The sequence below is a fragment of the Enterobacter cloacae complex sp. R_G8 genome (assembly GCF_024599795.1).
Taxonomy (GTDB): Bacteria; Pseudomonadota; Gammaproteobacteria; order Enterobacterales; family Enterobacteriaceae; genus Enterobacter; species Enterobacter dissolvens.
Genome location: NZ_CP102246.1, coordinates 2,367,727 through 2,392,023 on the forward strand (window position 1 = coordinate 2,367,727; position 24,297 = coordinate 2,392,023).

A 24,297-nucleotide genomic window follows, 5' to 3' on the forward strand; every position below is an offset into this window, starting at 1 on the left:
TAAAACGCATCAGGTGTGCGATGTCTCATCACTGGTCGATACCCGCTTGCCGATGTCTCTGAGTTGTGAAAATTTCTCCAGCAGTTGCGGGGCGTCATCCAGGCTTGTCGCGAACATCCACATGTACGTCATCACGGAATAAATGTGACCGGCGGTAATCCCCGTTGTGTGGGTCATCAGGATGATGGTCAGCGTAAAAAGCAGGGCGATCAGCGAGCCAATCAGTAAATATCCCCACGCTTCGCGGTCAGAGAGCGCAATACGCAAGTGTGCAAGCGTAGAATAATGACGTTTGAGGGTCGCAGAGCCCGCTTTATGTACATAATCGACCTCTTTCTCAAGGCGGTTATTGAGGCGTCTGAACAGCAATTCATTCTTATGGGTGAAACCGGAAACAAATCCCATCAGGATCAAGACGACGATGGCGCAGACGATGCCAGCCCAGAATTCAATGATCAGCAGCATAATGGCTGCACCAAAAAGCGAACTCATCGAGGTAATGAGCATGGGCAGATGCATTTCAAAGAAATCCACGAACTCACGCGACAAGGTAACTCTCGCCGCGATTGTCGAATGATTAAGCTGGTATTTTCGCTGAGCCAGCACAACAGAGACCGCAAGCCCGGCGTAAATTCGTGCAAAGGTGCGCGTGTCCACGCTGCGCCTTGCGGCACCAATGCACCAGATAAACAGGACCATTAGCCCATACAGTGCAGCGCTCACGGTATCCCCGGCGAGAATGGCATTTATCGCAATCCCCGCAAGTACGGGATAGAGTAAAAAGGTCACATTTTCGGCAATAACCAGAAAGAAGGTAATAAACAGCTTCTTGCGGTGCCGCACGGCAAGTGCCTTGAGCGAGCCAACAACCCCGGAGACGACCGGAGGACGATGAGTATTTTTAAGGATCATATTTTTCGAGTTATTAATGCCAGAGAGCAGGGGAATTCCGTCAGGAATTTATCCATTAACCGTTACTTTATACAGCGCATGTTTAGTACTGATGTGCAATTTGTGGAGGTTATATGGAGACAGTAAACTTAAATCATCCTTAACATGAGATAAATGGGTGAGCCAACAAAAAATATAATGAGAAAACATTCGCAGTAAAACACCAGATCGGCGATATCAGGTGCGATGTTTAACAAAATACTGAAAATGAAGATCAGGTAGATAAAAATCAATGCCAGGCACAGGGCCATGACAAGGAGTTCCGACAATCCGCCTCCTTTATGTTGAATCGCAAGAAAAAACGATGTTGCTGCGATACAACCATAAATAACAGGTGAGGAGATAAAGGTTGCCGCCACTTTTTCATCGACTTCATGTATCAGGATCATCCAAAGATGCAATAATCCCCACGATACAATAAGAAACAAACATGACGTGCCAACGTTAGCAGGTGAGACATATCTATTAATATTCATTTTGAGTGTCTTTGGGTATTAATGAAAGCAATTGATAGACCGAGCCACATACGAGAAGTTCAATGGTTTATTCTCTTTGGTCGCTTTTTTTCTGAATAAAAAGATTCAACTGTTTATATGGAGTGTTTATATCCGAAATGTGGAGAAAGTGTGGAGGTAATAACATCAAGGGTTTTGTTTTTTGCAGGAATGCTTATAAAAAAGTCACAACACAACGGCACTTTTTTGTCATGCGTGGGTCTGAGCTTTTTATAAAATGGCGCTTAGCATGATTTCGCAACATAAAAGAGACGCCTTCCCGTACCTGTGGAGAGAAAATGTACCAAAATAATTTAATTCTTGTCGCCGAAGATGAAGATGAAATCGCCGATATACTGATGAGCTACCTGCAGCGGGCAGGAATGAAAACCTTAAGGGCAACAGATGGTGCGCAGGCGATTAACATGACGCGTCTGCATAAACCGGATCTCATTTTGCTGGACATCCAGTTGCCGGTATTTGATGGCTGGAGCGTCCTTACCACGCTGCGCCGGGAGAGTACGGTGCCCGTCATTATGGTCACCGCCCTCGATCAGGATGTGGATAAGCTGATGGGGTTGCGGCTGGGCGCTGACGATTACGTCATAAAGCCATTCAATCCCTCTGAAGTTGTCGCGAGAGTGGAAGCCGTACTGCGCAGAACGAAGGCCTACGTTCAACAGGTTGCAGCAATGCCGCTCCGGACATCCTTTATTACGGTCTACCCGGATGATTTCTATATTGAAGTCACGGTTGGGGAGGAGGTGGTATGTCCTGTATTGACCACCACAGAATTTAAACTGCTGACCTATCTGGTCAGGAACCCGAGAAAGGTATGCTCCCGCGAAGAGTTACTTAACGCCTGTCTGCCGGAGGGCGATACCTTAGACAGAACGGTGGACAGCCACATGAGTAAGCTGCGCAAAAAACTGGAACTTGCTGGTCTTCATGGTGTGCCTGAAAGCATAAGAGGGATGGGTTACCGGCTGGGTGACAAGAAATGAGTAAAGAATCTGTTCTGAGCCGCCAAATCTTAACCTATATGGTTACGCTGGCATTGATTATTATTGCCATCGCTATTCTGGGCTCCTGGCTGTTTTACAGCTTCGTGCTGGATTACCTCCCGGGAGGTACCGCCGCTGGCAGCGAAGAGAATATGACGATGTGGGACTGGTTGTGGCTCGTAACGGTCTCGACAATCAGTTTGATGATCTCTCTCTTTTTGACCGTAAAACTGTCATCACGAATTCTGACGCCTTTGAACGCGGTAGCCTCCAGCCTGAAACGCATTTCTCAGGGCGATTTGGATGCCCGGGCCTGGTGCGCGAGTTCACAGCTTGGCGAGATAAATCATCTCGTCAACGACTTCAACGAAATGGCTGAAAAATTGCAAACGCTGGATATTCAGCGCAAATCCTGGAATGCAGCGATTGCGCATGAGCTGAGAACACCCGTCACGATTTTACGTGGGCGGCTTCAGGGTCTCGTCGACGGAGTGTTTGCGCCAGATCCGGCTTTATTCAATAACCTGCTAAAGCAAACCGAAGGTCTGGCTCGCCTGATAGAGGATCTCCGTGTTGTCAGCTCGGACGGCGGTGCGGGTTATACGTTATGCAAGAGCGAAATCGATCTTAAGGACACCCTGGAAACAGCACTTGAGACCTTCAGGCCTGAGTTTAAGCGTAAGCAATATGATATTCATACCGAACTTAAAACACAGCGGTGTATCTGCGATCCGCTACGTATTAATCAATGTTTGACCGTGTTATTTGACAATGCGCTGCATTACTCGACATCACGTAAACTCATCATAAAAAACGGGGTGTATTGTAAAGAAAATTACATCCTGATTCAGGATGAGGGGCCAGGCATACCCCGGGAATTTCATGATTTTCTCTTCCAGCCCTTTCAGCGCGACAAAGGGGCCAGACAACTGAATCCTGAAGGCTGTGGTTTAGGGTTGTCGGTGGTAAAAGCCATCATGCTTGCGCACGGTGGCGATGTTACCTATGTTCTGACGAAGCGAAACCACTCGCTATTCAAATTAACCTGGCCGGTTGCGGCATGACTCAAATGAGCCTGTTTGTGACAGGCGTCATTTGCCACATTTCGCCCAACCTGGCGTCCCATTCGGGGGGCGTGATGGTAAGTTTGCCTCGTTTCGGGCTTAACGTTATTTCACTAAAATAGATTTCATCCTGCGTGAGCATGAGATCGACACGGCAATAATCAATCCCCTGGGCCAGGTCTTGCGCCGCCAGCACTGCCTCCTGATAAGACGCAGGTCTGGGGATGACCTGCGGGGTGTTAGGATATTCCATCTGGAAAGGCTGCAATTGCCAGTGCCGATCGTAAACGTTGATAAATCCATTGCCGCTTTCATCGGTAAAATCCGCTTCCACGAACTGCGCGATGCCATGAAAACAATGGATCCTTAACATCTCTGAGGTTGTGCTTTTGTCGGTGTTATTAAACAGGTCGATGTACTGCTCGCACAGAATAACAGGAAGGATGTTTTTATATTGCCATTCCCTTGTGGTGTAATATAAATTTCTCTTTAATGCCAGCCGGAGTTTGTTTTGCGTTTTTTTGAGGTCAAACTCTGCTTTGTTTGTGCATATGACCGCACTTCCACTGTCATGGTTGCATTTTAATACAAATTTATTCGGCAGTTTCGTCAGGTCAATGTGCTCAACGCGACGGTATACGCCAATCAATGGCACTACGTTTAGTCGTTGCGTTCTCGATAGCACATATTCCCTCACCGCCAGTTTATCAGCCAGCAGCGTATAGTGTGAATTATGGTCATAGACCAGTCGATGACAAATTTTTTCGTTCAGGGTAGCAGGGGATTTTATATCAAATGTGTCGCCGTGAATTTCTTTGAGACGGGACAGATGAAAGTTAATGTCTGATATTAAATAAGACCGACACTTCCTGAGCAGATACTCCAGGTTTTTTAAATAATATGTGATTTTGTTCATTCTTTCCTCCGAAATATCTTCATATTCTGAAGGGGAAGGATTGATTTTTATTGCCTGGAGTATGGAGGAGAAATGGAGAGCCGCTTATAAAGCGGATGGCGATGTGCAACGCAAAATAAAAGGATTAAACGTCCTGTTTAATCCTTTGAAGTTCTGAGTCGAAATATTCGCTGTCGCGGGAGACACCTGACGGGCGGTTACCGATCCTTTCTCCATGCATCAGCAGTTAGCGCTTCACCAAAATGTCCGGCAATCAGGCGTTTTGTTAAATCGTGGAGTGGGGAAGCCAGCACATCCGCCGTGCTGCCGCGCTCGACGACCTCACCCTGGTGCATGACCATCACCTGGTCGCTGATATGTTTCATCATGCCAAGATGTTGCGTGACGTAGATATAAGCGATCCCCTGTTTTTCCTGCAACTCCAGCATCAGGTTAATTAACTGCGAACGCATCGACATATCCAGAGAGGCGAGGGCTTCGTCAGCAATAATCACTTTCGGGCGCAAAATCAGGGCACGCGCCAGGCCAAGACGCTGCTTCTGACCCGGGGCCAGCATATGCGGATAGTAACTCTCGTGATCGGGCAGCAGCCCAACCATACGCAGGGTTTCAAAAATACGTTTACGGCGAGCGTCAGGCTCCAGATCGGTATTCAGCCGCAGCGGGAAATCCAGGATCTGCGAAATGCGCTGGCGCGGATTAAGCGAGGTGGAGGGATCCTGGAAGATCATGCGGATGCGCTGGCTGCGGAAGGAGTAATCGCCGAATGCCAGCGGATGATCGTCAATCAGCACTTCACCGCCGCTTGGCTCGACCATGCCCGCCAGCATTTTTGCCAGCGTGGATTTGCCGGAACCATTCTCGCCAATGATCGCCAGGGTCTGTTTTTCGCGCAGCGTAAAGCTCAGCGGCTTCACGGCCTCCACGGTCTGGCGGTGGAACAGCCCGGTGCGATAGCGAAAGGTCTTACTCAGGTTGCGCACTTCCAGTAAGGTTTCGACCATTTCACTCTCTCTCCATGTTCAGCGGGAAATGACAGGCGTAAAGGTGGTTTTTCGCCCCCGTCAGACGCGGCGTTTCAATACACTTACGCTGTGCATACGGGCAGCGTGGCCCAAGACGACAGCCTATCGGCAATGACTCCAGCAGCGGGATCGCACCGGGCAGCGTGTTCAGACGGCTCTTGTGCGGCATGGCGCTGCCAAAATCCGGGATTGCACGAATCAGCGCCTGCGTATAAGGGTGGTGCGGCGTGGTGACCAGATCTTCACTGGGGGCGGTTTCCACCGTTTGCCCACAGTACATCACATCAATTTTGTCCGCCCATTTGCTGAGCATTTGCAGGTCATGGCTGATCAGCAAAATGGTGGTGTTGTTATTCTGATTCAGCCGCGTCAGCAGGCGGAATATCTGTGCCTGCGTGGTGGGCTCCATTGCATTTGTAGGCTCATCCGCAATCAACAGACGTGGCTGATTGGCCAGCGCGATGGCAATCATCACTTTCTGGCATTCACCGTCGGTGAGTTCGTAGGGGAAACTGCGCATCGCGTCTTTGTGATCTTTGATCCCGACGCGATGAAGCAGCTCAATGGCGCGGCGTTTTCGCCAGCCGAAACGCTGCCACCAGCGGCCTTTATAGGTCCAGCCGGGAATGTTCTGCATCAGCTGCTTGCCGACACGCTCGGATGGATCAAGACAGGATTGTGGCTCCTGGAAAATCATTGAGACGTTATGACCCACCAGCTTACGACGCTCGCGTGGGGAGAGGCGCAGCAGGTCAATATCATCAAAACGCATTCGGTCGGCGGTGACGCGCCAGTTGTCCTTCGCCACGCCGCAAATGGCTTTGGCGATGAGGCTTTTCCCTGAGCCGGATTCACCGACCAGCCCGCGTATTTCGCCTTCTGCAAGGGTAATACTGATACGGTCGACGGCCTTAACCCAGCCTTCACCGGTTTTAAACTCGATGGTGAGGTTGCGGATATCAAGAAGCGGCATTATTGCACCCCCGCATTAATTGCGCGGCGAATACCGTCGCCCAGCAGGTTAATCAGCAACACGCTGACCATGATGGCCGCACCCGGTAACATGACCGTCCAGGGGGCAACGTAGATAAGCTCCAGCGCATCGCCCAGCATCGCGCCCCATTCCGGTGACGGCAGTTGCGCACCCAAATCGAGGAAACCCAGCGCGGCGATATCCAGAATCGCCATCGACAGGGCGCGGGTGATCTCGGTGACCAGGCCGGCCGCGATATTTGGCAGGACGGCAAACCACAGAATATTGAGCGTGGTAGCGCCGTCCAGACGGGCGGCAACGACATACTCTTTTTCCAGCTCGTCATGCACCATGCTGTAAACAGAACGAACAATACGCGGCAGAATAGCCAGCCAGACGGCGAACATGGCATGCGAAAGGTGCGGCCCGGCAAAGGCCACCACGATAATTGCCAGCAGCAACGACGGGATAGAGAGCAGGGTGTCCAGAATGTGGTTCAGCACCGCCGAGCGCAGACCGTGTGTCGAGCCGGCAAAAATGCCCAGCGCAAGGCCGCAGACTGTGGCGGCAAGCGTCACCACAAACGCACCACCCACCGTCGGGGCGGCGCCGCTCAGCAAGCGGCTCAGCACATCACGACCCAGATCGTCGGTGCCCAGGAAGAAGGAAACCTCCCCATAGCGCGACCACGAGGGAGGTAACAACTGATAGCCGAGGAACTGCTGGTCGATACCATAGGGGGCAAACCACGATCCAAACACGCAAAGCAATACCAGCCCGGCACAGCCGTACAGGCCAATCATTGCCGTGGTGTCACCATAGAATTTACGCCACACGGTACGTAGCGCACCGGGCGTGCGCTTTTCACTGTATACGCTATCGTAGGGCATATGAATCCGTTTTAAGTTTGTTTGTCATGCTTTATGTCTTTTGAAAAATTCCGCCATTATCAACATCTTGCCTACTCTAAGTGCTTTATTTTTGTATATCGCGCATTAATTTGAAGGTTATCAATTTACGCAAAATGTGTACACTATTGTGTATATCTTTTCCCGGAGTGTACACATTGCTAACCGATACAAAACTGAGAAAAGCTCTTGGCAAAAAGAGAGACAAAATCGAGGTCATTTCAGACGCTCACGGCTTGAATGTCAGATTGTCTACATCCGGCAGTATAACATTCTTTTACCGCTACAGATGGAACGGAAAAGCGGCTCAATTGACGATCGGCGATTATCCGACCATATCATTAGCTCAGGCGCGAGAGCGTAGACAGCAGTTCAGAATCTGGCTTAAAGAGGGGTTCGATCCGAGACGACAGACCGTACTGGAGAAACAGAAAAGAACTGATGCGATTACCGTAAAAGAAGCCTTTGATTACTGGGAAAAGCATTACTGCGTTCCTGAAGGCCTGGTAAAAATCCACGTGAACCGCCGGGACTTCAACAACCATATCAATCCTGTGCTGGGGAATATGATCGTAGATCAGACCACAAAGGCGCATTGGCTTAGCCTGTTCGACGGTATGGGAAGAAGGGTGGTTACAGGGCAAATGTTAGGGTTGATGCAGCGTGTTTTTCGTTTCTGCTCTAACAGAGGAATAATCAACCTAAACCCAATTGAGAGTCTCAGGCGATCTGATGTGGGGCTCACCGCGGCAGTTAAAGACCGAAGATTGAGCGACGAGGAGATCAAAACTGTCTGGAATGCTTTGCCTGAGATGAAAGAACGACAACAGCTGATCATGAAATTTCTCATTCTGACCGGTTGTAGGAGTACGGAAATAAGAACGGCAAAGTGGGAATGGTTCGATTTTATGGACCAAACATGGACCATTCCAGCAAGTGATTATAAAACAGGTAAATCCGTCAGGAGAGCGTTGCCGGATGCTGTTATAAAGCTAATGAAATCGCATAAAGTAACATCAATGTCAAAGCATGTAGTTACGTTGTCACGCTATAAGGGGCCAGAGGATGACAGGCCGCCTCTTCAGCCTAACGTTGCGTTATTTTCTGCCCAAATAATCTCCAAGACAGGAATGAAGCCGTGGTCCCTCCATGACCTTCGACGAACCGTGGCGACGCGACTTTCTGAATTAGGTGCGCCGCCACATGTTGTTGAGAAACTGCTTGGCCATCATATGGCAGGTGTCATGGCGAGGTATAACCTGCATGACTACATTGATGATCAGCGCCATTGGCTTGCGGTATGGCAGAACCATTTGGAGAAACTGGTTGGTCATCCTCTGGTTTGATGCCCACTTTTTCTTCCCACTCCAGGAGGTCTGAAAGTCTCCAGCGCTTCGGGCTTCCATTTATCTTCGGCTTCGGAAATGGTTGTGAAAAATATGCCGGCATTCTGGAAGGGGTGCTCCAAAAGTACAGCGTGCTCCGCGAAATTTTGTATCTTGATAAAACTTCACTGGTGATCAAGATATCAACATTCGTATAAGTTGTTTCATTCATATTGCACCTCTCAGTTGCATTGTCCCGGCAGATTGCGCAGCCTGCGGGCACCATTCATGGCTGTCGCAACGTAGCTGGCCCGGCGGTTAACGACTTCCACTGTTACCTTTATTCCATCAACCACTACGGTGTATGTGGTCTTGGTTTTCTGTCTGGAGAATTCACCGTAAGTTTCGACGTGCTTCGCGAGAGCGGCATCACATGCCTGGCGAGCCAAAGGGGATTGCTTACTGCGATTAATCAGTCGCATTTCTTCTCCTTGAGGGAGGGTTTCCCCTCCCAATCTCGTTAGTTCACGTATTCCGGTTTCATATCCGCCAGGGTGATGCTGAACTGCTCATGCAGTTCATCGCCCAGGTGACGCTTTGAAGATGCCAGCACGCGTTCAGCTTCGCCAAAGCGTTCTGCCGCGTCGGGTTCATCCGGAGATGGCAGGGAGTTGATCGCCGCTTCCACCTTATTGCGAGCATCAACCAGGTAGTAGCGCTTCACTGCTTTGTTCTTAAGCTCGGTAAACAGGGCGGAACCTAGCGTTGCTTTGACGGTTTCGATATCTGCGCGTAGAGCTTTTGCACTATCGACATCCTGGGCCGCCTCGATGCGGTCGCGGAAATCATCAGCAAGTGCATCGATGTTTTGAGCTGATTCCTGAGCTGTTTGAGTCGGGGTGACGTTATCACCTGAAATATCTGCAAGGCTTACGTGCTGCGCCGGTGCCGGATTTACCTCTCGTTCTTCACGGCGATCATCGAGTTCATCCGGGGTATATACACCCAGAATCACATCCGGGCAGAACAGTCTCGCCCAGCGTTTGACGGCCAGGTACGCAAGTTGCTGACGTGGGTCGTCAGCCCAGAGAGTAGAATTTCGGGTACGGGCCTGAGCCAGCAGCAAATCAAGTTCTCTCGGCTGATCTTCACCTTTAAGCGTTGCGCGGATGATGATGCCGATTCCGGCTTCGTCAGCCAGGGTCCAGCCCGGGACGCGGTACTCGCCTTTGTCGCCTTTGCGGATATGGAATTTTCCAACGACCTTTTCCCATGGCCCATACCATTCATATTCAAACCGGCTGGCCAGCACGCCGCTGCGTGAAATGACGGCATTAACGAGTTGCGCTTCATACCCGAGCACACCGTTAATCAGGTGCGTCTTCTGCGCCACGGCAAAGGGATTCATCTGCCACTGTGCCGCTTGCATCGCTACAGCCATGCAGTCGGCCTGATTGCCCTGCAGGTGTTTAGGAACGGTGGCGGTGCCCTGCGCCATAATTTGCGCGAACGTGCTGATGGCGTTCAGATACTGGGAATCGAACAGAGCCACGTTGGAGTTAATAACGGTGTTCTGGTCAGCAACGGTAACGTTAGTGTTATTCATAAATCCCCCTTAAGCCTGAGTGCGCAGCGCTTCAAGGCGGCGCATGTCAAAGTCGTTCAGTTCATCGGTGTAATCATCGATGATCGGCGCTGGCCATTCTCCGGTGTCGAAGCCGGTTGCGATGGCGCGCATCATTTTGCGGTACTCGAGCATGCCCAGTTCCAGCAGGTCTGCGGATGCCTCGATGATGGCGATCCAGTGGTAGTTCTCGTCTTTGTTGACGAAAATCCAGAAGAACTGGTCCAGAGCCGCGGTCTCGCAATACATAGCCGCGCTGAGGTGGTAGTCCCGGTCAATGATTTCCCGGTGCAGCCGGGCGCGCAGGCTTTCCTGCTTGACGTTCCACATGCTGATAGTTTTCAGGTCAGCACCGATGCGCACGCCGTCCAGGTCGATCTCAAGGTCAGGACGTACACGAACTTCTAGGCCCGTTTCCTCGTCAAAGCCGAAGTAGCTCACTTCAACGGCACGGCTTGGATGTGTCAGCAGCATGCCAGCGGTCGGGTGCGCCAGGAGCGCAGACTGAATTGCCCGCGCTGTGGCCAGTTGCTGGCGGGTAACCAGTATTTTTTCGCCAGGGTTGTCGCGCCAGGCATCCAGCAGTTCGTCGGCGAATATGGCATCGGGCTTAACCGACTTAACTGCCTGGATCATGTCTGCTTTGGTGCCGGACACTTTCAACGGCGTCGGTTTCTGCGCTTCCTGTGCCACCAAATCAGGATTGATGATCGCTAATTGTTCGAGCAGCGCGTCGCGGCTACCGCTGGTTTTCACCTGCGGCGGCAGGGTAGCGTTGTACTCTTTAATGCACGCCTTCATTGCCGTTGCTGTCTGCTTCTGGCCTTCTTCAATACGCTGGTATTCAGCTGGGAGAACCATATAGCTTTGAGCCGTTTCTTCCAGGCTCGCGCCAAGCGGCACTTGAGTGGGAAGGGATGCGTTATGTTGTTCAAGCAACGCTTTAATCTCGTCAGCGCTTAGCAGCGCCGGTAGGCTGGCGTTGAACGCATCGATGAACTCGCGCAGAGTTGCGGTGGTTGTGAAAGCACCCTCCGGGATCTCAGGTTCTACGCTGAACTCTGCTTCGAGGTTTTCCGGCTGCAATGCAAGGGCGTGCACTAGGTTTCCCATGTCCAGCACTTTGGATGCTGTGCGCGGGATAGTTTTAGCTACATGGCGTGCGTTGAAATACATCAGGCTGACACGGGCATCTTTCACCTGGGTTGAGCTAATACCATTTGCAGCGTGATAAACGTCATTCGGTAGGCCTTCGTATCGGCCAGGCTCGAAGTAAGCCGGGAATTCAATTACCGGTTCTGCTTTCTGTTCTTCCTGCTCTACGGTAACTGCTTGCGTATCAGCTGCATCAGTGCCTTCGCCTGGTTGTACCGGATCAGTATTTTCGACTTTCTCTGGCTGAGTCTTTTCCATCTGCACATCGCTGGTGGTCTCCGCTGTGTTTTCCGTTTTTTCGACTTCATTTGAGGGGATATCGATGACCGGGGCGGTATTTCCAACCATCAGACCATCGATGGAGAACACGCCGCTGCCGAGATTTTCAACCTGCGGTTGTTCAGCTGGGGCTTCAGTCTCAACTACAGGAGTAGGCAGCGGCAGTAGCTCCACAGCAGAGTTAAATTCAGCCGTCATGGTTTTATTCACAAACTCAAGATGAGCCGCTGGCGTGTGGTGGATGTTTTCTGGCGCGATGCGGATAAGATTGAAGATTGCCGCACGGTTCACCGCCAGTACGCCTGGTTGATTGCGTAAGATTGTGCTCCATGACTTCCATGGCTCTTCTTTCTTGGCCACAATTTCTTTGGCGCGTCGTAACACGCTCGAAGGAATTTCGAAGTGGTGGAAGTCCATAGGCAGTAGGGCGCATGCGATCTCAAGATCGAGGGTATCCAGAGTGTGATGCGCACCTTCGCCGCGATCCGTTACATAGCCACCGTCGGAATTGGTTCCAGAATCGGTGCGCTGAACATTACTAATGCGATTACCGGCTGCCCACTCGCGAACGAGAATGCCGCGGTCAATATAATCAGTCGCCGCCCAGATCCTGGTGAATCGGAGAACCAAAGCGAGTTCGTGACGCTTCTCCTGGCTGAACACTTTGCGAATGGCGTCGGTATAGCGCCACAGATCTTTGGTATCGTAACCCTTCACCTCTTCGCAGTTTTCTGCCGCCAGCAGCAGGTTCTGGACATAGCTGTTGTCAGTGTCCATCTCCAGCGCGCTGATACCTTCGTATTCTTCGCGGGTTAAGTGGTGGCGCAGTTCTTCACCGGTGAACTGGGCGAGTAGCTGCTTGCGGAAGGGCATACGTACGACTGGATAACGTGTGGTTTCGTCATCATTCTCATCAATCTGGATTCCGTTATCAGGTTCTGGGTCCTGAACAGTTGCAACGTCTTCGATGCTGGTGCTTTCTGATTTGAGAAGAGTAAGCTTTCCGCTTCTCCACTCTCTCACTAACTCATTGCGGTCGCCGGCATCTACTCTCAACCAGTCAGCGATGAAAGCAGTAAGCAGCTTTATTTCGTGCTCTTCATCTGGCGCGAATACCTGCTTAATTGCCTGAACCAATTTCCACTCAGCGTTCAGGCTGAGTTCTGCAACTTCAGGGGTGTCGTTCTTCGCCAGCAGCAGGTTCTGGAGATAGGTGTTGCCTTCATCCAGTGACATTTCGCTGGCAGCCAGCTGCTGTTCTTTGCTGATGTGCGTCTGATATTTGTCGCTGGTCAGGTGGAAGGCAAAACGTACCGCTGGAGTGCGGTTTTCAAGAGGGATACTTTCGACGGTAGTTTCGACATTAACGGTCGTTTCCGGTTCGGCAGTGTTGTCCATGGCACCAGTCGACTCAGTACCAGCCTTTGGCAGCCACGTGCGTCCATCGTCCTGCAGTTCGTAGCGTTTGCACCAGGTGTAATCCACTGTGCTTTCTTCAGGCAGATCGTTGTAAACAGGGAAATCGGTGCGAACCGGTTTGGCGTAATCCTTACCGCGTCCGGTTTCAATACCAGCATCTTCCAGCTCAACATCGAGCTGTAGGTTGGCACGGGCTTCTGATTTCGCAGTGAACCAAATCACTGCGTCTTCTTTGCCAGATTTCTGCGTAGCCTTAACTACATAGAAAAATTCCATGTGAGATCCTCTTTTTTGGATGTAAGATCCCCGGGCCAGAGATAGCGCCCATTGGGTGAACTTTGGTTTTTTAAGTAGTTTTCCGGTGTAACTTTGGTCGGGAGCACCGGACGTACGGGCCGCCTTGCGCGGCTTTTACGTTAGCTTTCGTGGGCCATCTGGTCGTACGAAGCACAACGTTCAGAGCAGTATTCTTTTTCTTTGCGCGTCATCTGCGCGCCGTTGCGAAAGAGAAGGGTACTTTTGACTACTTCCTCCAGTTCAACCGGCTTGCCGCAGTACCCGCATTTCGTTGAGTTACACATCTGGATTCCCCTTTTGCGCCAGTAGGTAGCACAGGCGGCGAAGAATCACCTCGAAGAAGTTCAGCTTTACTGCCTGTTGCCGTGATGGCTTACGTGCGTAATCAGTCACTTTGATCTCCTTGTAATGCCTGTCTTTTGACCACATCAGGCTCGGTGGATCCTGCTATTCCCCAACAACAAGGATTCGTTTAATCTGGATATCCCCAGCAACAAGAAGAGTATTCGTAGTGATTGCCGAACTATCAGCTGCCATGGCCGCCATAAAAGAGACCGCAGGTTTAGCCAAAGTCATCAACGACGCAAAAACTGATGCGGAAGTTAAAGCTGCCACGATTGAACTTCAGAACAGGTTAATTACACTTCAGGCGGAGTGCTTCTCTCTCGGTGATGTGATCCGTCAACGTGAAGAAGAAGCAATGCTTCTCAAAGCAAAAATTGCAGAGTACGAAGATTTTCAATCCCAGACTGAAGGTTATGTTTTCAATCAACTTGAATCTGGTACGTTTGTGTATTCGAAGGAGCAGATTGTGGGTGAAAAGAAGGTAACAGTGCATCTTTGCCCACAGTGTTTTACAAAGAGAATAGTATCGATACTTCAGCCTACTGGAGAGCCGTACTATAACGCTCATGCCAGATGCTATTTTCACCAATCTATTTGCCATAATTGTAATGCCTCTTACTCGATGAATACCTCTAACTACACTCTTGATGCCAGCTGGATTAGCTAACATTCAGGGATACCCAGATTTTTAAAGAGCGAAGCGTCCTGCTGGGCGCTTTTCTTATGCCTTATCGCCGGCCAGCGGAACGTTTACACCTGATGCGCGTTAATCTCTCCACCTCATCCGACTATTCGTATGCCGTCGGCGGCTACTTCGTGGGCGTCCTGCCTTGGTGGTTCGTAGTGCGTCCTGGTGATAGTTATTAAATCACTGGTTTATATTTATGTCAATTATGAGTTGATGTTGAATGTACATCGATAGTTTATATGGCTGGGTTTTGTGAGGTTACTGCCGGAATGCAGACTAAAAAATCCCTGCTAAAATGCCGGGATCGGAGTGAAGAGCAGGCATAAAGCATGTACCACAGTCGGTGCAGATCTTTTTGAGGGCACAATGGAGCAGAACGATGAAGAACAATGACTAGCAAACTGGGTTGAATGGATTGGTGATCGGCGTGGTGGTGATTAGCCTGGTATCAGCACCAAAACCTATCAACCGGGCGGGCATTATCGATGAACAGGTGAGGTTAGGGAGGCAGAAGTAAGATGGCGTACAGGAAGAGGTGTTTGAGAAGGCGGCGGAGCTGGTGAGTATAGGGGTATAAAAAACCGGCTCGGTGGCCGGGTCATTTCAGTTTATCAAGAAAGGATTCTCTTTCTTTCTTATTCGAGTCTCTTCTATTAAGAATTGCCTTGAAACTCTGAAGCTCAATCATAATGTTATGAACAAAAATACTCGTATAGAACGAGACGAAGAGTAAGCCCCCTGATACTTTAAGCACCTGGTATAATAACTCTTGATTTCCTGCGCTAACCATCAGGCCTAACACCACAAATAGTGTCGAGAAAACATAGAATGCCAAAAGGAAGACCATTAGTCGCCTTTTGGATTTAACCAGAGGTGAAAGCCTTCGCAACTCCGAGGGGGTTAACGAAGAGTGATCATTAACTTCGTTTGTTTTAAAGATTGCCTGTATGCAATACGATAAGGGCAACTGCATCAAACCCACTACAGCCCATGGTGCCGCAATAATAACACCTTCAGCAATAAAGCTGAGTGACTTTTTGATTATAAAATAGCCAATAAAAAAGGAAGCAAACACAAGAACAAGGTGGATGGTTTTAGATTTCATTATTATCCTCCTTATTCATCTTTTTACTTTATATTAAGCTCTCCCGCCTCAAGCTTGGAGAACAGCCATTTGTGCATCTTTAAGAATAAATCATTCTCATCGATAATGCCATTATTATATTCGACACTAATATTGCCTGAAAGTTTAATCTCTTTACCAGTAATTTCCCCGCCACCTTGAAGTTTTATGCTGTAATCATCCTCATCTACATGCCTTAGTGATGTAGCGATACTGTCAATAACAGCTTGACCGCCATCGTTGGTTTTTCTGAAATATGTAATTTCAAGACTTACTTGAAGATTTGCATCATCTAAGGAATCCTTCAAATTGATATCGTCCGCCCAGTTATCGCCCAAAAAGGCTTTAAGCAACGAACCGCCCTTACCAGAAGGTCTGTACTTGATCGTTTTAACCGAGCCTGTGGCTTTTGGTTTGTAAAATGCGTCATCTTTTTTTGCTTCAGAAGTTATCGGTAAGCCTCCGATTCTAATGCTTTTAGCAGGTGACTTTTCCATCTTTTGCATAGTTGCTTCTGATGGCTTATCTTGCAGGAGTAAGACAAAGTCATTTATATCAGTAAAGCTGTTTATAAGCCAGTTAAGATGAGACTCAAATTCTCGGGCGCGAAGGGATGTTGACTGAACAATTATCACATGGTTACCTAAAACGCCAAAATATAAAATAGAGTCGACAAACTCTCTTTTTTTATCTTGTGCATTATCCCCATCAATAATAATGTCATTCGAAGTTATTGAGTTTATGTCATAAAATCTAACATTGTCATTTATTTCTAATAGAGATTGACTTTTATCTTTCTCGAAAAGAACTAGCTGACCAAATAGAATAGTCTTATATGTGTTGCTTTTATTTAAGAATCTTATTCCAGAATTATCATCTGCGGGAGAGATTTTTTCTTGGCGAAGCATAACATTTTCAGCGGAACCACCATCTCCTATGATTTCAAGTAAAATACTTTGCAATGAGGATGCCCCGTTTGGGATGACTGCCTTTTTATAATGAACTATTTTCTGTCTGCTATCTTTCATTACAATTACCCAGTTATATTTAACTTGACCTAAATAGGAACAATGATTATGGAATCTTTGAAGCTACCAACTATGCGCTGACCAGAAAACTTTAATCCTCTTGCGACCGAATCCGACCTTTCATGTACTTCTCATACAGCTCGTCTAATTCTTTAAGACGAATCGCAAATACGCGGAGCATGTTCTGTTGCTCTTCTACTGGCAGCTGGCGGTAAAGCTCCAGCAGACGTTGTTCGTCCGGCTTAAGCCCGTTTTTCTCGCCGACATCCTCACCGAGCAGCCAGGCGACAGAAATTCCAACAGCATCTGCTATGGCCAGTGCTGATTTCTTACTAATCACCCCCTTTTTGAACCAGCCGTTTACGGCCTGAGGGGTGACTCCAGCTATTCGTGCCATGTCTGCTTTGGTAACGCCGCGATCAGTGATCTCAGTAAGGCGTTCTACCAGAACTAGGTTGGGTTCTACTTTTCTCATAGGGTCATTGTAAATATTTGGTTTACACACGCAATAAATCAGGGATTTGCAAGGTGCATAAATCTGTGGTTTACTTTCGCTGTCAATAAGCAGGAGAAGCACATGTCCGCACTCAATAAAGCAATAAAAGCCGCTGGCTCTGCCAGAAAGCTCAGCCTGGCACTGGGTGTGACGAGTATGTCCGTTAGTCATTGGAAAAATCGTGACCATGGAATCGTCCCACCAAATTACATTTTTTCAATCTTCAACCTGACCGGCGTAACTCCGCACGAGCTGCGCCCAGATCTCTACCCAAACCCCACTGATGGTTTACCTAAAGAGGAGCCTTAACAATGCAGACTGTTTCTTATCAACAGAGTAGCAGAGCTTCTTCTAACCCACTGATATTCGCATGTCATCAAAGCGAATCGGCGTATCAGGATATTGATCATCGAGATATTTGCTCTGCGGTCCGAGCTTGGGCGGCAGCAGAAGGGCGCGTAGCTGTTGCGCTTCAAATCCAAGAGGCGGCAGAAGAATTTCAGCTTAATGGCGTGGACTTCTCAGGACAGGCCGATGTCTGGAACGTGAAGTTGTTCCGCTGGCTCGACAACAAAGAAGACTCCGCATCTTACCGAAAGAACGTCGAACAGCTGGTGCCCGTGATCATGTCTGTCTTACCGCTTCGATACCGCGACCGCGTCGTTAAAAACGACTCGTTTGCCTACCGGATGGCCAGGCTGGAGAAAGAGGTGAGTGAGGCGAAACAAGCTCTGATGCTCGATGCACCGAAGAAGGAAAAGCTGAAGGAGTTAGGCGAGGGGATTTTCGAAATGTTCCGTATTGATCCGGACCTTACTGCGCCGCTGCTGGCGATGGTCACAACCATGCTGGGGGCGATATGAAGACTTCAGAAAAGGCGAAAGCCGCGGTGCTCGAACACCAACGGCTTTCAGGTGCAAAAACGGAGTGTAATTGCGGAGCTAAGTATGTCAAACACAGCTGAAATTATCAATTTCCCCCACAGAACCGAACAACCGGGAGGTCGTATGGCCGACCTGTCGAACGGGTATACCAAGGTCGCTAACGAGATCCAACAGCTCAAGCCTCGTCTGAGAATGTCAGGCCGGGAGTGGCAGTGTTTTGAGGCGGTGATCTGGCTTACCTACGGCTGGAACAAGAAACAGGACCGCGTTACGAACACGGTGATCGCTGAGCTTACAGGGCTAAGTGATTCCCACGTTTCGGATGCGCTCAAATCGCTCGCAGAACGCAAAATTATCTTCAGTCAGAAACAGGGCGTGATGAAAACGGTCGGTATAAATACTGACCTTTCCGACTGGATTTTAGACAAACCGAAAACGGGAAAAGTCTTCCCGAAATCGGGAAAAGTGTTACCGAAAACGGGAAAAACCTTCCCGGAAACGGTAGACACCCAAGACTATAACAAGAACAATATTAAAATATCCTCGTCTCGGAATTCTGACGAATCCCGAAACCAGAAAACTCAAAAGTTTCTCTCACGCCATCCAGAAGCTGCCGCCGGGATATACACCCCGGCAGGTAAATCATGGGGATCCGCTGACGACCTCAAGGCCGCACGCTGGATTTACGACAGGCTTCTCACCGTCAACGCATCGCTATCCGAACCAAACTGGGCTGAATGGGCAAACACCATCAGGCTGATGCGTATCCAAGACAAGCGTACTCACTACGAAATCTGTGACCTGTTCCAGTGGGCCAACCGGGACGAGTTCTGGAAAGACAACATCTTGAGCCCCTCGAGTCTGCGAAAGCAGTGGGATCAGCTCACCACCAAGCGGCTGCGTGCAACCGGAACGGCAAAGCCATCCCGGGGCGGCATTGACCTGCATAACACCGACTGGATTGACGGGGTGCTGGAATGAAAAACCTCGCAGAGAGCATTCGCGATTTTGACCGGGAACAGGCTCGCCGGGTAGCGCACAACATGCCTGAGCAGTACACCGAACGCGAACAAACGCAGCAGGTGGCTCAGATTATCAACGGGCTGTTCGTACAGCTGGCGGCCGCGTTCCCGGCAAGCCTGGTTAATCGAAGCCAGGAAGAAGTAAACGAGATCCGCCGGCAGTGGGTGCTGGCCTTCAAAGAAAACGGGATCACAACCATGGAGCAGGTCGAAGCCGGCATGCGTGTGGTGCGTCGCCAGGAGCGTCCATTCTTGCCATCGCCTGGCCAATTCATCAAGTGGTGCAGGGAAGGGCGCAGCGTGCTGGGGATCACCGCCGCTGACGTAATGGCTGAATACTGGAAGTGGCGCAAACTGGTGTTTCGGTACCCGAGCAGTGAGCAGTATCCGTGGCCTGAGCCGGTTTATTACCACATCTGTCTGGAACTGCGGCGCCGGGGAACTGATGGCCAGTTGAGCCACAAAGAACTAGAGCGTGAAGCCAGCGACATTCTTGATATGTGGGAAAAGCGGGTGCTGGCCGGGCAGCCGATTCCGCCTGTACGTAGAGCGCTGGCGGCGCCAGTATCGCCAAAGGGGCCGACACCTGCTGAGCTTTTGAAAGCTAAATATGAGCGGATGAAGGCGGAAGGGAGGGCATAGAAATGAAATGGTCTGCTATGAGCTAATAGCGGAAGTACACAGTTAGCCTCGCAGTCAAGGCATAGCTGGTACTGCTTATTTAAATCACGTTGGGCTGTATTAAGCAAGAATGACAGGGATATTTATAGATCCAGTGACGTGCTACCCCTTGATTAACCCTGCCGTGGCAGTGTAAGCATCCCTGCAAAACGAACCATTCACCTTATGAGATCCCGGCAAATACTGCATCAGTCGGTATTTTTCCGGTGTCAGATAACAGGTAAATCGCTCGTATTCCCTAAAAGAGATCTTATATTGATAAACTTGTTATTCTTCAGTTGAGAACACAGTTAGTATTGGCGTAGATTATTCTTAAGTCGCGTTTTGGCGTGACCTGCGCCCTTCAACTTATCACACTACGCTTTTAGCAACGTCTGCCACTGGCATGGAAAGGCAGAAATCAAGGTCACTAGTTCCGCTGCAAGCGAAGAGTGAGCATTGCTAACTGCATTTTGTGTGAATCAAAGGGGAGCAGTTCACCGATATCAATTGGCAATATAAGGACTTTTGAAACCTAATGATATTTTTTGAACTTGAACCTTCTGATATTTCCAATCTCAATGATGCTGATCTAAGAGAGTTGGTCGCTAGGTTGTGTGAAGCGGAATTGATTCGTCAAGAACTACAGCCATCTTGTGTTCTATGGGGGGGAGCTCAGGAAGCTGCTGACGGCGGTCTCGATGTTCGAGTTGTCGATGCTATTCCTTTACTAAAGCCGGGCTTTATAAGTCGTGAAAATACTGGCTTTCAAGTGAAGAAAAACAGTATGAGTAAGGCGGCTTGCAAAAATGAAATGCTTGATAAAGGGAAGCTAAAAACTGTTATAGCTGATCTCTTAGAAAAAAAAGGGGCTTATATAATTGTTAGTGGCAAAGATGATTGTTCTGACAAAATGCTATCAGAACGCCTTCTAGGAATGAAATCTGCGCTCGAAGGTTTACCAGATAGCGAAGAGCTTCTCCTTGACTTTTATGGTAGGGATCGGCTAAGCGCATGGTTGAGACAATTTCCCGAGGTTGCCTTGTGGGTCCGCTCTAGACTAGGCAAGCCATTATCCGGATGGCGACCGTTTGGGAGATGGGCTTCCACCCCAGTCGATAAAGATGATGAGTTTTTGCTTGACGAACACCCATGTGTCATTGATATGAACTCAAACCACAAAGAGCCTTCAACGATTTCGGATGGAATCAGGCTTGTGCGTGAAAGATTAAAAAGATCTGGCTCGGCTGTAAGAATAACTGGTCTATCAGGAGTTGGAAAAACACGCTTTGCTCAGGCTCTCTTTGAAAGTGATGTATGCGATAACTCGCTACCGAAAACGAATGTAATATATGCGGATCTTGGTGATGAATTAACTCCAACAGCATCAGAGCTTGTCTCATACTTGATAGCTAATGATTTTTCAAGCTATTTGGTATTGGATAACTGCCCACCAGATGTTCATAGAAAACTTCAAAAACAGGTTTCGTCAAATCAAGCAAAGTTGAGTCTTCTCACTATCGAATATGATATTTCGGATGACCGCCCAGAAGAAACAGAAGTAATACATATTGAACCATCAAGTGAACAGACCGTATCTAAACTTATCCAAAAGAGGTTTCAGTCTCTAGGGCGTGTTAATTCCGATAAAGTTGCAGAGTTTTCCGGAGGGAATGCACGTGTTGCGATTGCATTGGCGAGTCGAGTGGGTCCAGATGAAACCTTGACAAATTTTTCTGATGAGGACTTGTTCCAGAGGCTCTTCAATCAAAGAAAAGGTACAACCGAAAGCTTGCTTGAAAGCGCAGAGATCCTATCCTTGGTTTATTCGTTCAATATTTCCCCGAAAGAGTACAATGATGAATTGAGCGCTCTTTCTAGAATTGGCGGATTTGAACGTGACAGGTTGAATCGCAATCATGCAGAGCTATTGCGAAGGCAGCTATCGCAAAAGCGGGGAAACTGGCGAGCAGTGCTTCCGCATGCAATAGCTAACCGTCTCGCACGACGAGCACTTCAGAATATCGATCCTGATAAAATTAATGCTGAGTTATTAAAGGCTGATAATTTTCGTTTATTCAAGTCATGTGCCCATCGACTAGGATATCTGCATGACTTTGAACCTGCTAGATATCTCGCCCATACATGGATGAACATTGATGGGCCATTTCATAACATTGCACAATGCGATGCTGAGATGCTTACGGCACTAACTCACATCGCACCAGTGTTTCCAGAAGTAGTGTTAACCGCTATAGAGAATGCTTCGGAAGCTCGAGATTTCTGCTCACGAGATAATCAGAATTTTTCTACGCTCGTTAGATTGCTTAGAAAAATAGCATATGATGATCAGTACTTCGACCGTTCTGCCGGGTTAATTCTTCGCTTTGCGGAAACTGAACAATCTGGGGAGAACAATAATAGTATCGCTCGTCAATTGGCGAGCCTTTTTTCATTATACCTTTCTGGAACCCAGGCTACACCAGCGCGAAGACATTGCTTTGTCAATAGGATGTTAAATTCCGGCAGCTTGAGACAGCTTGAAATTGCGCAGGATATTCTTCGGTCTGCATTTCAGGTTTCTCACTGGAGCTCATTTGGAGGATTTGATTTTGGCGCTCGTAGCAGGGACTTTGGGTGGGAACCGACAACGAATGAAGATATATTAAACTGGTACGTAGGCTATATTGAGCTGTTAGTACCGTTTTTAGATTCTGGCAATGCTCCACTATGCAATTGGGCAAAGGCGATACTAGCTAACCACTTTGTTGCATTATGGAGCTATGCAGGCTGCTTTGAAATTCTCGAAAACATAGTGCTGAAATATGGTGCTGGCGGTAAATGGCCAGATATATGGATGGCCGTTAAGCGGACAATCCATTACAACGGGAAGAAACACGTTCCCGAAATATTAAAAAGGATTGAAGCACTCGAACATTTAACCGCACCGGCTGATCTCTATTTCGAAATCGAGGCATATGCCCTGACTAACACCTGGGATCACATAGAAGTATTAGGTGGGGATTACACAGAAAATTCTGAAAAAATTCATCAGAAGATCGAAGAACTAGGTGAGCTTGCGTCATCTGAACCTGACTACCTTGAAAGATTGGCACCAAGGTTATGGGAAAAACGTATTGATGCGCTTTGGTCATTCGGCAAAGGATTGGCCAAAGGATCATCAAACCAAGGTTTAACCTTTGAGATGCTTGTCCGTCTAATGCAAAAGCAAGAGTTAGAAGTCGTACAACCTATTCTCTTTTGCGGTTTTATTGTTGGCGTTCATGCCGGTGACCCTGGCTTGTCTCGGAAGCTCCAAGAGTCTGTATTAGATGTGCCGGAGCTTAAACAGTATTTTGTTGATATTTTGTCTGCAACGCCGATAGCCCCATGGGGAACAAAAAAGCTTATTGAGCTGGCGAAGACAGGTGAACTGGAAGCACGGAGGTTTCAACAGATAAGTTACGGTCGAGTTCATGAATCCATTTCTGATGATAATTTATCAGAATTACTTGCCGCACTTAATGATTTGGCCGATGGGATATTTTCAACTATTGAAATTTTGAGCATGCGATTCTTTACTGAAAAGGGTGGCAACAGTCCTAGCGATAACCTACGATCTGTTGGAAGGCAGGCCATTTTGAAACTGTTATCAATGCACAGGGATGAGATTAGTAGGCGACATCTCCATGGAATGGACCGTGTTGTTGCAGAGTGTTTATCAGAGCCAGCAGCGGAGAATGAAGTTCGCGATATTATTAACTTGCTTTGCAATGGCGTAGAGACGTATCGCTTATATAGCTTTGAATTAGAGACTATCATATCCTATCTAGTGAAAACTTATCCAGAATTTGTATTGGATAGAGTGTTAATAAATAGTGAGAATAGTGAACAACTTATTTATTTGCTTTTCCAAGATAGGATTAATCGTAGTAGCTCGCCATTAAACTTAGCGCCGATAGAGCGCTTGCTTAAATGGTGTAATGGATATCAAGATAGGATTTATAAAGTTGCAGGTGCCGTTTCGGCATACACATCCTTAGACAAGGAATCACAGCCACTAGACAATCCAAAGAAAGTAATTCTCAGTCATCATATTACATCACTTTTGGATGCCGCAGATAACAAAGCCGCGATAGTTGAAACTATTTACTCAAAGACTTTTCCTAGTGGGTGGTCAGGATCACTTGCCGATATTCTTGAAGTTCGTTTGGAGGCATTCGAAGTCCTATTAAATCATATCTCTCCTGAGGTGCGAGAGATGGCTAAGACCAAGCTTTCTCTTCTAAATAGGTCTATTAGAGAGAGTAGAGCGAGTGAGGCCGAAGAGTACAACCGGCGGGAGCAAAGATTTGAGTGACCATTTTCTTTTGATCGGGATTCGTATACTAAAGCGCTGCTGTCAGGCAATTTTTCAGCTTTGGTCCAAAATTGCCGCATAGCGCGGCGTCCACCGTCCGCTTCTGGCACAAAGCTGACATCCCAGCCTGTGTATGACCGTAAAAACTACCTTCACGTGATAAGCCGCTTCGGGTAATGACGAGGCGCTTGTGTGACATGCTGGAAAACCAACTTAGATGTTTACTGAAAGTCTGATTGTCCTCAAGCGAAACGACC

General features: G+C 48.5%; 22 protein-coding genes and 1 pseudogene. 9 read left to right on the forward strand and 14 right to left on the reverse strand.

Translation table 11 applies throughout. The annotated features are described in order from the left end of the window. Positions 1-9: 9 nt before the first annotated feature. Positions 10-912 carry an ABC transporter six-transmembrane domain-containing protein gene (locus tag NQ842_RS11210; RefSeq protein WP_219279157.1) on the reverse strand — a complete coding sequence of 301 codons (903 nt, stop codon included), beginning with the start codon at positions 910-912 and terminating at the stop codon, positions 10-12. 128 nt (positions 913-1,040) lie between these two features. Beyond that, complete coding sequence (locus NQ842_RS11215) at positions 1,041-1,427, reverse strand: transporter (protein ID WP_219279156.1); 387 nt, start codon at positions 1,425-1,427, stop codon at positions 1,041-1,043. Between the two features lie 317 nt (positions 1,428-1,744). On the opposite strand from NQ842_RS11215, the gene NQ842_RS11220 reads away from it, so the two are divergent. After that, the gene (locus tag NQ842_RS11220) at positions 1,745-2,449 is read left to right on the forward strand and encodes a response regulator (protein ID WP_219279155.1); all 705 of its coding nucleotides are present in this window, start codon (positions 1,745-1,747) and stop codon (positions 2,447-2,449) included. After that, the gene (locus tag NQ842_RS11225; protein ID WP_125366074.1) at positions 2,446-3,513 is read left to right on the forward strand and encodes an ATP-binding protein; all 1,068 of its coding nucleotides are present in this window, start codon (positions 2,446-2,448) and stop codon (positions 3,511-3,513) included. The genes NQ842_RS11220 and NQ842_RS11225 overlap by 4 nt, the downstream gene beginning before the upstream one ends. 1 nt (position 3,514) lies before the next feature. On the opposite strand, the gene NQ842_RS11230 is transcribed toward NQ842_RS11225, so the two are convergent. From NQ842_RS11230 to sapC, 4 genes are all read right to left on the reverse strand, one after another. Continuing rightward, positions 3,515-4,429 carry an ATP-grasp fold amidoligase family protein gene (locus NQ842_RS11230; RefSeq protein WP_219279154.1) on the reverse strand — a complete coding sequence of 305 codons (915 nt, stop codon included), beginning with the start codon at positions 4,427-4,429 and terminating at the stop codon, positions 3,515-3,517. A gap of 197 nt (positions 4,430-4,626) precedes the next feature. Beyond that, positions 4,627-5,433: a putrescine export ABC transporter ATP-binding protein SapF gene (gene sapF / locus NQ842_RS11235; RefSeq protein WP_014832201.1), complete on the reverse strand. Its 807-nt coding sequence runs from the start codon at positions 5,431-5,433 to the stop codon at positions 4,627-4,629. Position 5,434: 1 nt separating this feature from the next. Continuing rightward, on the reverse strand, positions 5,435-6,427 hold the full coding sequence (gene sapD, locus NQ842_RS11240) for a peptide ABC transporter ATP-binding protein SapD (protein ID WP_014832200.1): 993 nt from the start codon (positions 6,425-6,427) through the stop codon (positions 5,435-5,437). Further along, complete coding sequence (gene sapC / locus NQ842_RS11245; protein ID WP_014832199.1) at positions 6,427-7,317, reverse strand: putrescine export ABC transporter permease SapC; 891 nt, start codon at positions 7,315-7,317, stop codon at positions 6,427-6,429. The genes sapD and sapC overlap by 1 nt, the downstream gene beginning before the upstream one ends. Positions 7,318-7,451: 134 nt before the next feature. On the opposite strand from sapC, the gene NQ842_RS11250 reads away from it, so the two are divergent. Beyond that, positions 7,452-8,681 (forward strand): site-specific integrase, encoded by a 1,230-nt coding sequence (locus NQ842_RS11250; RefSeq protein ID WP_257256926.1) that lies wholly within the window; start codon positions 7,452-7,454, stop codon positions 8,679-8,681. Between the two features lie 221 nt (positions 8,682-8,902). On the opposite strand, the gene NQ842_RS11255 is transcribed toward NQ842_RS11250, so the two are convergent. The 5 genes and pseudogenes from NQ842_RS11255 to NQ842_RS23405 all read right to left on the reverse strand — a co-directional run. Further along, entirely contained in the window at positions 8,903-9,142 is a 240-nt protein-coding gene (locus NQ842_RS11255; protein ID WP_257256844.1) for a DUF4060 family protein, read from the reverse strand. 38 nt (positions 9,143-9,180) lie between these two features. Then, positions 9,181-10,266 (reverse strand): RecT family recombinase, encoded by a 1,086-nt coding sequence (locus NQ842_RS11260; protein WP_257256845.1) that lies wholly within the window; start codon positions 10,264-10,266, stop codon positions 9,181-9,183. Positions 10,267-10,275: 9 nt separating this feature from the next. Continuing rightward, positions 10,276-13,413 (reverse strand): RecE family exodeoxyribonuclease, encoded by a 3,138-nt coding sequence (locus NQ842_RS11265; protein WP_257256846.1) that lies wholly within the window; start codon positions 13,411-13,413, stop codon positions 10,276-10,278. Between the two features lie 140 nt (positions 13,414-13,553). Further along, on the reverse strand, positions 13,554-13,718 hold the full coding sequence (locus NQ842_RS11270) for a YdaE family protein (RefSeq protein WP_185812863.1): 165 nt from the start codon (positions 13,716-13,718) through the stop codon (positions 13,554-13,556). Continuing rightward, positions 13,711-13,821: pseudogene (locus tag NQ842_RS23405) on the reverse strand (hypothetical protein); the annotation flags it as partial. The pseudogene NQ842_RS23405 and the gene NQ842_RS11270, both read right to left, overlap by 8 nt. Before the next feature lie 124 nt (positions 13,822-13,945). Between NQ842_RS23405 and NQ842_RS11275 the strand changes: the two are divergent. Further along, a complete protein-coding gene (locus tag NQ842_RS11275) occupies positions 13,946-14,446 on the forward strand; it encodes a hypothetical protein (RefSeq protein WP_073961562.1) in 501 nt (166 codons plus the stop codon). A gap of 619 nt (positions 14,447-15,065) precedes the next feature. Here NQ842_RS11275 and NQ842_RS11280 read toward each other — a convergent pair. The 3 genes from NQ842_RS11280 to NQ842_RS11290 form a co-directional block, all read right to left on the reverse strand. After that, positions 15,066-15,572, reverse strand: coding sequence for a hypothetical protein (locus NQ842_RS11280; RefSeq protein WP_257256847.1), 507 nt, complete (start codon positions 15,570-15,572; stop codon positions 15,066-15,068). Positions 15,573-15,595: 23 nt separating this feature from the next. Next, positions 15,596-16,618 carry a hypothetical protein gene (locus NQ842_RS11285; protein ID WP_181616721.1) on the reverse strand — a complete coding sequence of 341 codons (1,023 nt, stop codon included), beginning with the start codon at positions 16,616-16,618 and terminating at the stop codon, positions 15,596-15,598. Positions 16,619-16,709: 91 nt separating this feature from the next. Next, on the reverse strand, positions 16,710-17,093 hold the full coding sequence (locus tag NQ842_RS11290; protein WP_257256848.1) for a helix-turn-helix domain-containing protein: 384 nt from the start codon (positions 17,091-17,093) through the stop codon (positions 16,710-16,712). A gap of 102 nt (positions 17,094-17,195) precedes the next feature. On the opposite strand from NQ842_RS11290, the gene NQ842_RS11295 reads away from it, so the two are divergent. The 5 genes from NQ842_RS11295 (at position 17,196) to NQ842_RS11315 (ending at position 24,040) form a co-directional block, all read left to right on the forward strand. After that, positions 17,196-17,423, forward strand: coding sequence for a YdaS family helix-turn-helix protein (locus tag NQ842_RS11295; RefSeq protein ID WP_181616719.1), 228 nt, complete (start codon positions 17,196-17,198; stop codon positions 17,421-17,423). A 2-nt stretch (positions 17,424-17,425) separates the two neighbouring features. Beyond that, on the forward strand, positions 17,426-17,977 hold the full coding sequence (locus NQ842_RS11300) for a toxin YdaT domain-containing protein (RefSeq protein ID WP_257256849.1): 552 nt from the start codon (positions 17,426-17,428) through the stop codon (positions 17,975-17,977). Between the two features lie 84 nt (positions 17,978-18,061). Next, positions 18,062-18,979 (forward strand): replication protein, encoded by a 918-nt coding sequence (locus tag NQ842_RS11305; RefSeq protein ID WP_257256850.1) that lies wholly within the window; start codon positions 18,062-18,064, stop codon positions 18,977-18,979. Next, positions 18,976-19,662: a replication protein P gene (locus NQ842_RS11310; protein ID WP_257256851.1), complete on the forward strand. Its 687-nt coding sequence runs from the start codon at positions 18,976-18,978 to the stop codon at positions 19,660-19,662. Before NQ842_RS11305 ends, NQ842_RS11310 begins: the two co-directional genes overlap by 4 nt. Positions 19,663-20,218: 556 nt before the next feature. Beyond that, entirely contained in the window at positions 20,219-24,040 is a 3,822-nt protein-coding gene (locus tag NQ842_RS11315) for a hypothetical protein (protein WP_257256852.1), read from the forward strand. Positions 24,041-24,297 lie beyond the last annotated feature (257 nt).

Excerpts from the sequence above, each read along its gene's own strand:
- NQ842_RS11210 (WP_219279157.1), bottom strand. The coding sequence starts at position 912 with ATGATCCTTAAAAATACTCATCGTCCTCCGGTCGTCTCCGGGGTTGTT.
- NQ842_RS11305 (WP_257256850.1), top strand. The coding sequence starts at position 18,062 with ATGTCAAACACAGCTGAAATTATCAATTTCCCCCACAGAACCGAACAA.
- NQ842_RS11220 (WP_219279155.1), top strand. The coding sequence starts at position 1,745 with ATGTACCAAAATAATTTAATTCTTGTCGCCGAAGATGAAGATGAAATC.
- sapC (WP_014832199.1), bottom strand. The coding sequence starts at position 7,317 with ATGCCCTACGATAGCGTATACAGTGAAAAGCGCACGCCCGGTGCGCTA.
- NQ842_RS11290 (WP_257256848.1), bottom strand. The coding sequence starts at position 17,093 with ATGAGAAAAGTAGAACCCAACCTAGTTCTGGTAGAACGCCTTACTGAG.
- NQ842_RS11215 (WP_219279156.1), bottom strand. The coding sequence starts at position 1,427 with ATGAATATTAATAGATATGTCTCACCTGCTAACGTTGGCACGTCATGT.
- sapD (WP_014832200.1), bottom strand. The coding sequence starts at position 6,427 with ATGCCGCTTCTTGATATCCGCAACCTCACCATCGAGTTTAAAACCGGT.
- NQ842_RS11265 (WP_257256846.1), bottom strand. The coding sequence starts at position 13,413 with ATGGAATTTTTCTATGTAGTTAAGGCTACGCAGAAATCTGGCAAAGAA.
- NQ842_RS11310 (WP_257256851.1), top strand. The coding sequence starts at position 18,976 with ATGAAAAACCTCGCAGAGAGCATTCGCGATTTTGACCGGGAACAGGCT.
- NQ842_RS11255 (WP_257256844.1), bottom strand. The coding sequence starts at position 9,142 with ATGCGACTGATTAATCGCAGTAAGCAATCCCCTTTGGCTCGCCAGGCA.
- sapF (WP_014832201.1), bottom strand. The coding sequence starts at position 5,433 with ATGGTCGAAACCTTACTGGAAGTGCGCAACCTGAGTAAGACCTTTCGC.
- NQ842_RS11285 (WP_181616721.1), bottom strand. The coding sequence starts at position 16,618 with ATGAAAGATAGCAGACAGAAAATAGTTCATTATAAAAAGGCAGTCATC.
- NQ842_RS11260 (WP_257256845.1), bottom strand. The coding sequence starts at position 10,266 with ATGAATAACACTAACGTTACCGTTGCTGACCAGAACACCGTTATTAAC.
- NQ842_RS11300 (WP_257256849.1), top strand. The coding sequence starts at position 17,426 with ATGCAGACTGTTTCTTATCAACAGAGTAGCAGAGCTTCTTCTAACCCA.
- NQ842_RS11315 (WP_257256852.1), top strand. The coding sequence starts at position 20,219 with ATGATATTTTTTGAACTTGAACCTTCTGATATTTCCAATCTCAATGAT.
- NQ842_RS11250 (WP_257256926.1), top strand. The coding sequence starts at position 7,452 with ATGTGTACACTATTGTGTATATCTTTTCCCGGAGTGTACACATTGCTA.
- NQ842_RS11295 (WP_181616719.1), top strand. The coding sequence starts at position 17,196 with ATGTCCGCACTCAATAAAGCAATAAAAGCCGCTGGCTCTGCCAGAAAG.
- NQ842_RS11230 (WP_219279154.1), bottom strand. The coding sequence starts at position 4,429 with ATGAACAAAATCACATATTATTTAAAAAACCTGGAGTATCTGCTCAGG.
- NQ842_RS11270 (WP_185812863.1), bottom strand. The coding sequence starts at position 13,718 with ATGTGTAACTCAACGAAATGCGGGTACTGCGGCAAGCCGGTTGAACTG.
- NQ842_RS11225 (WP_125366074.1), top strand. The coding sequence starts at position 2,446 with ATGAGTAAAGAATCTGTTCTGAGCCGCCAAATCTTAACCTATATGGTT.
- NQ842_RS11280 (WP_257256847.1), bottom strand. The coding sequence starts at position 15,572 with ATGAAATCTAAAACCATCCACCTTGTTCTTGTGTTTGCTTCCTTTTTT.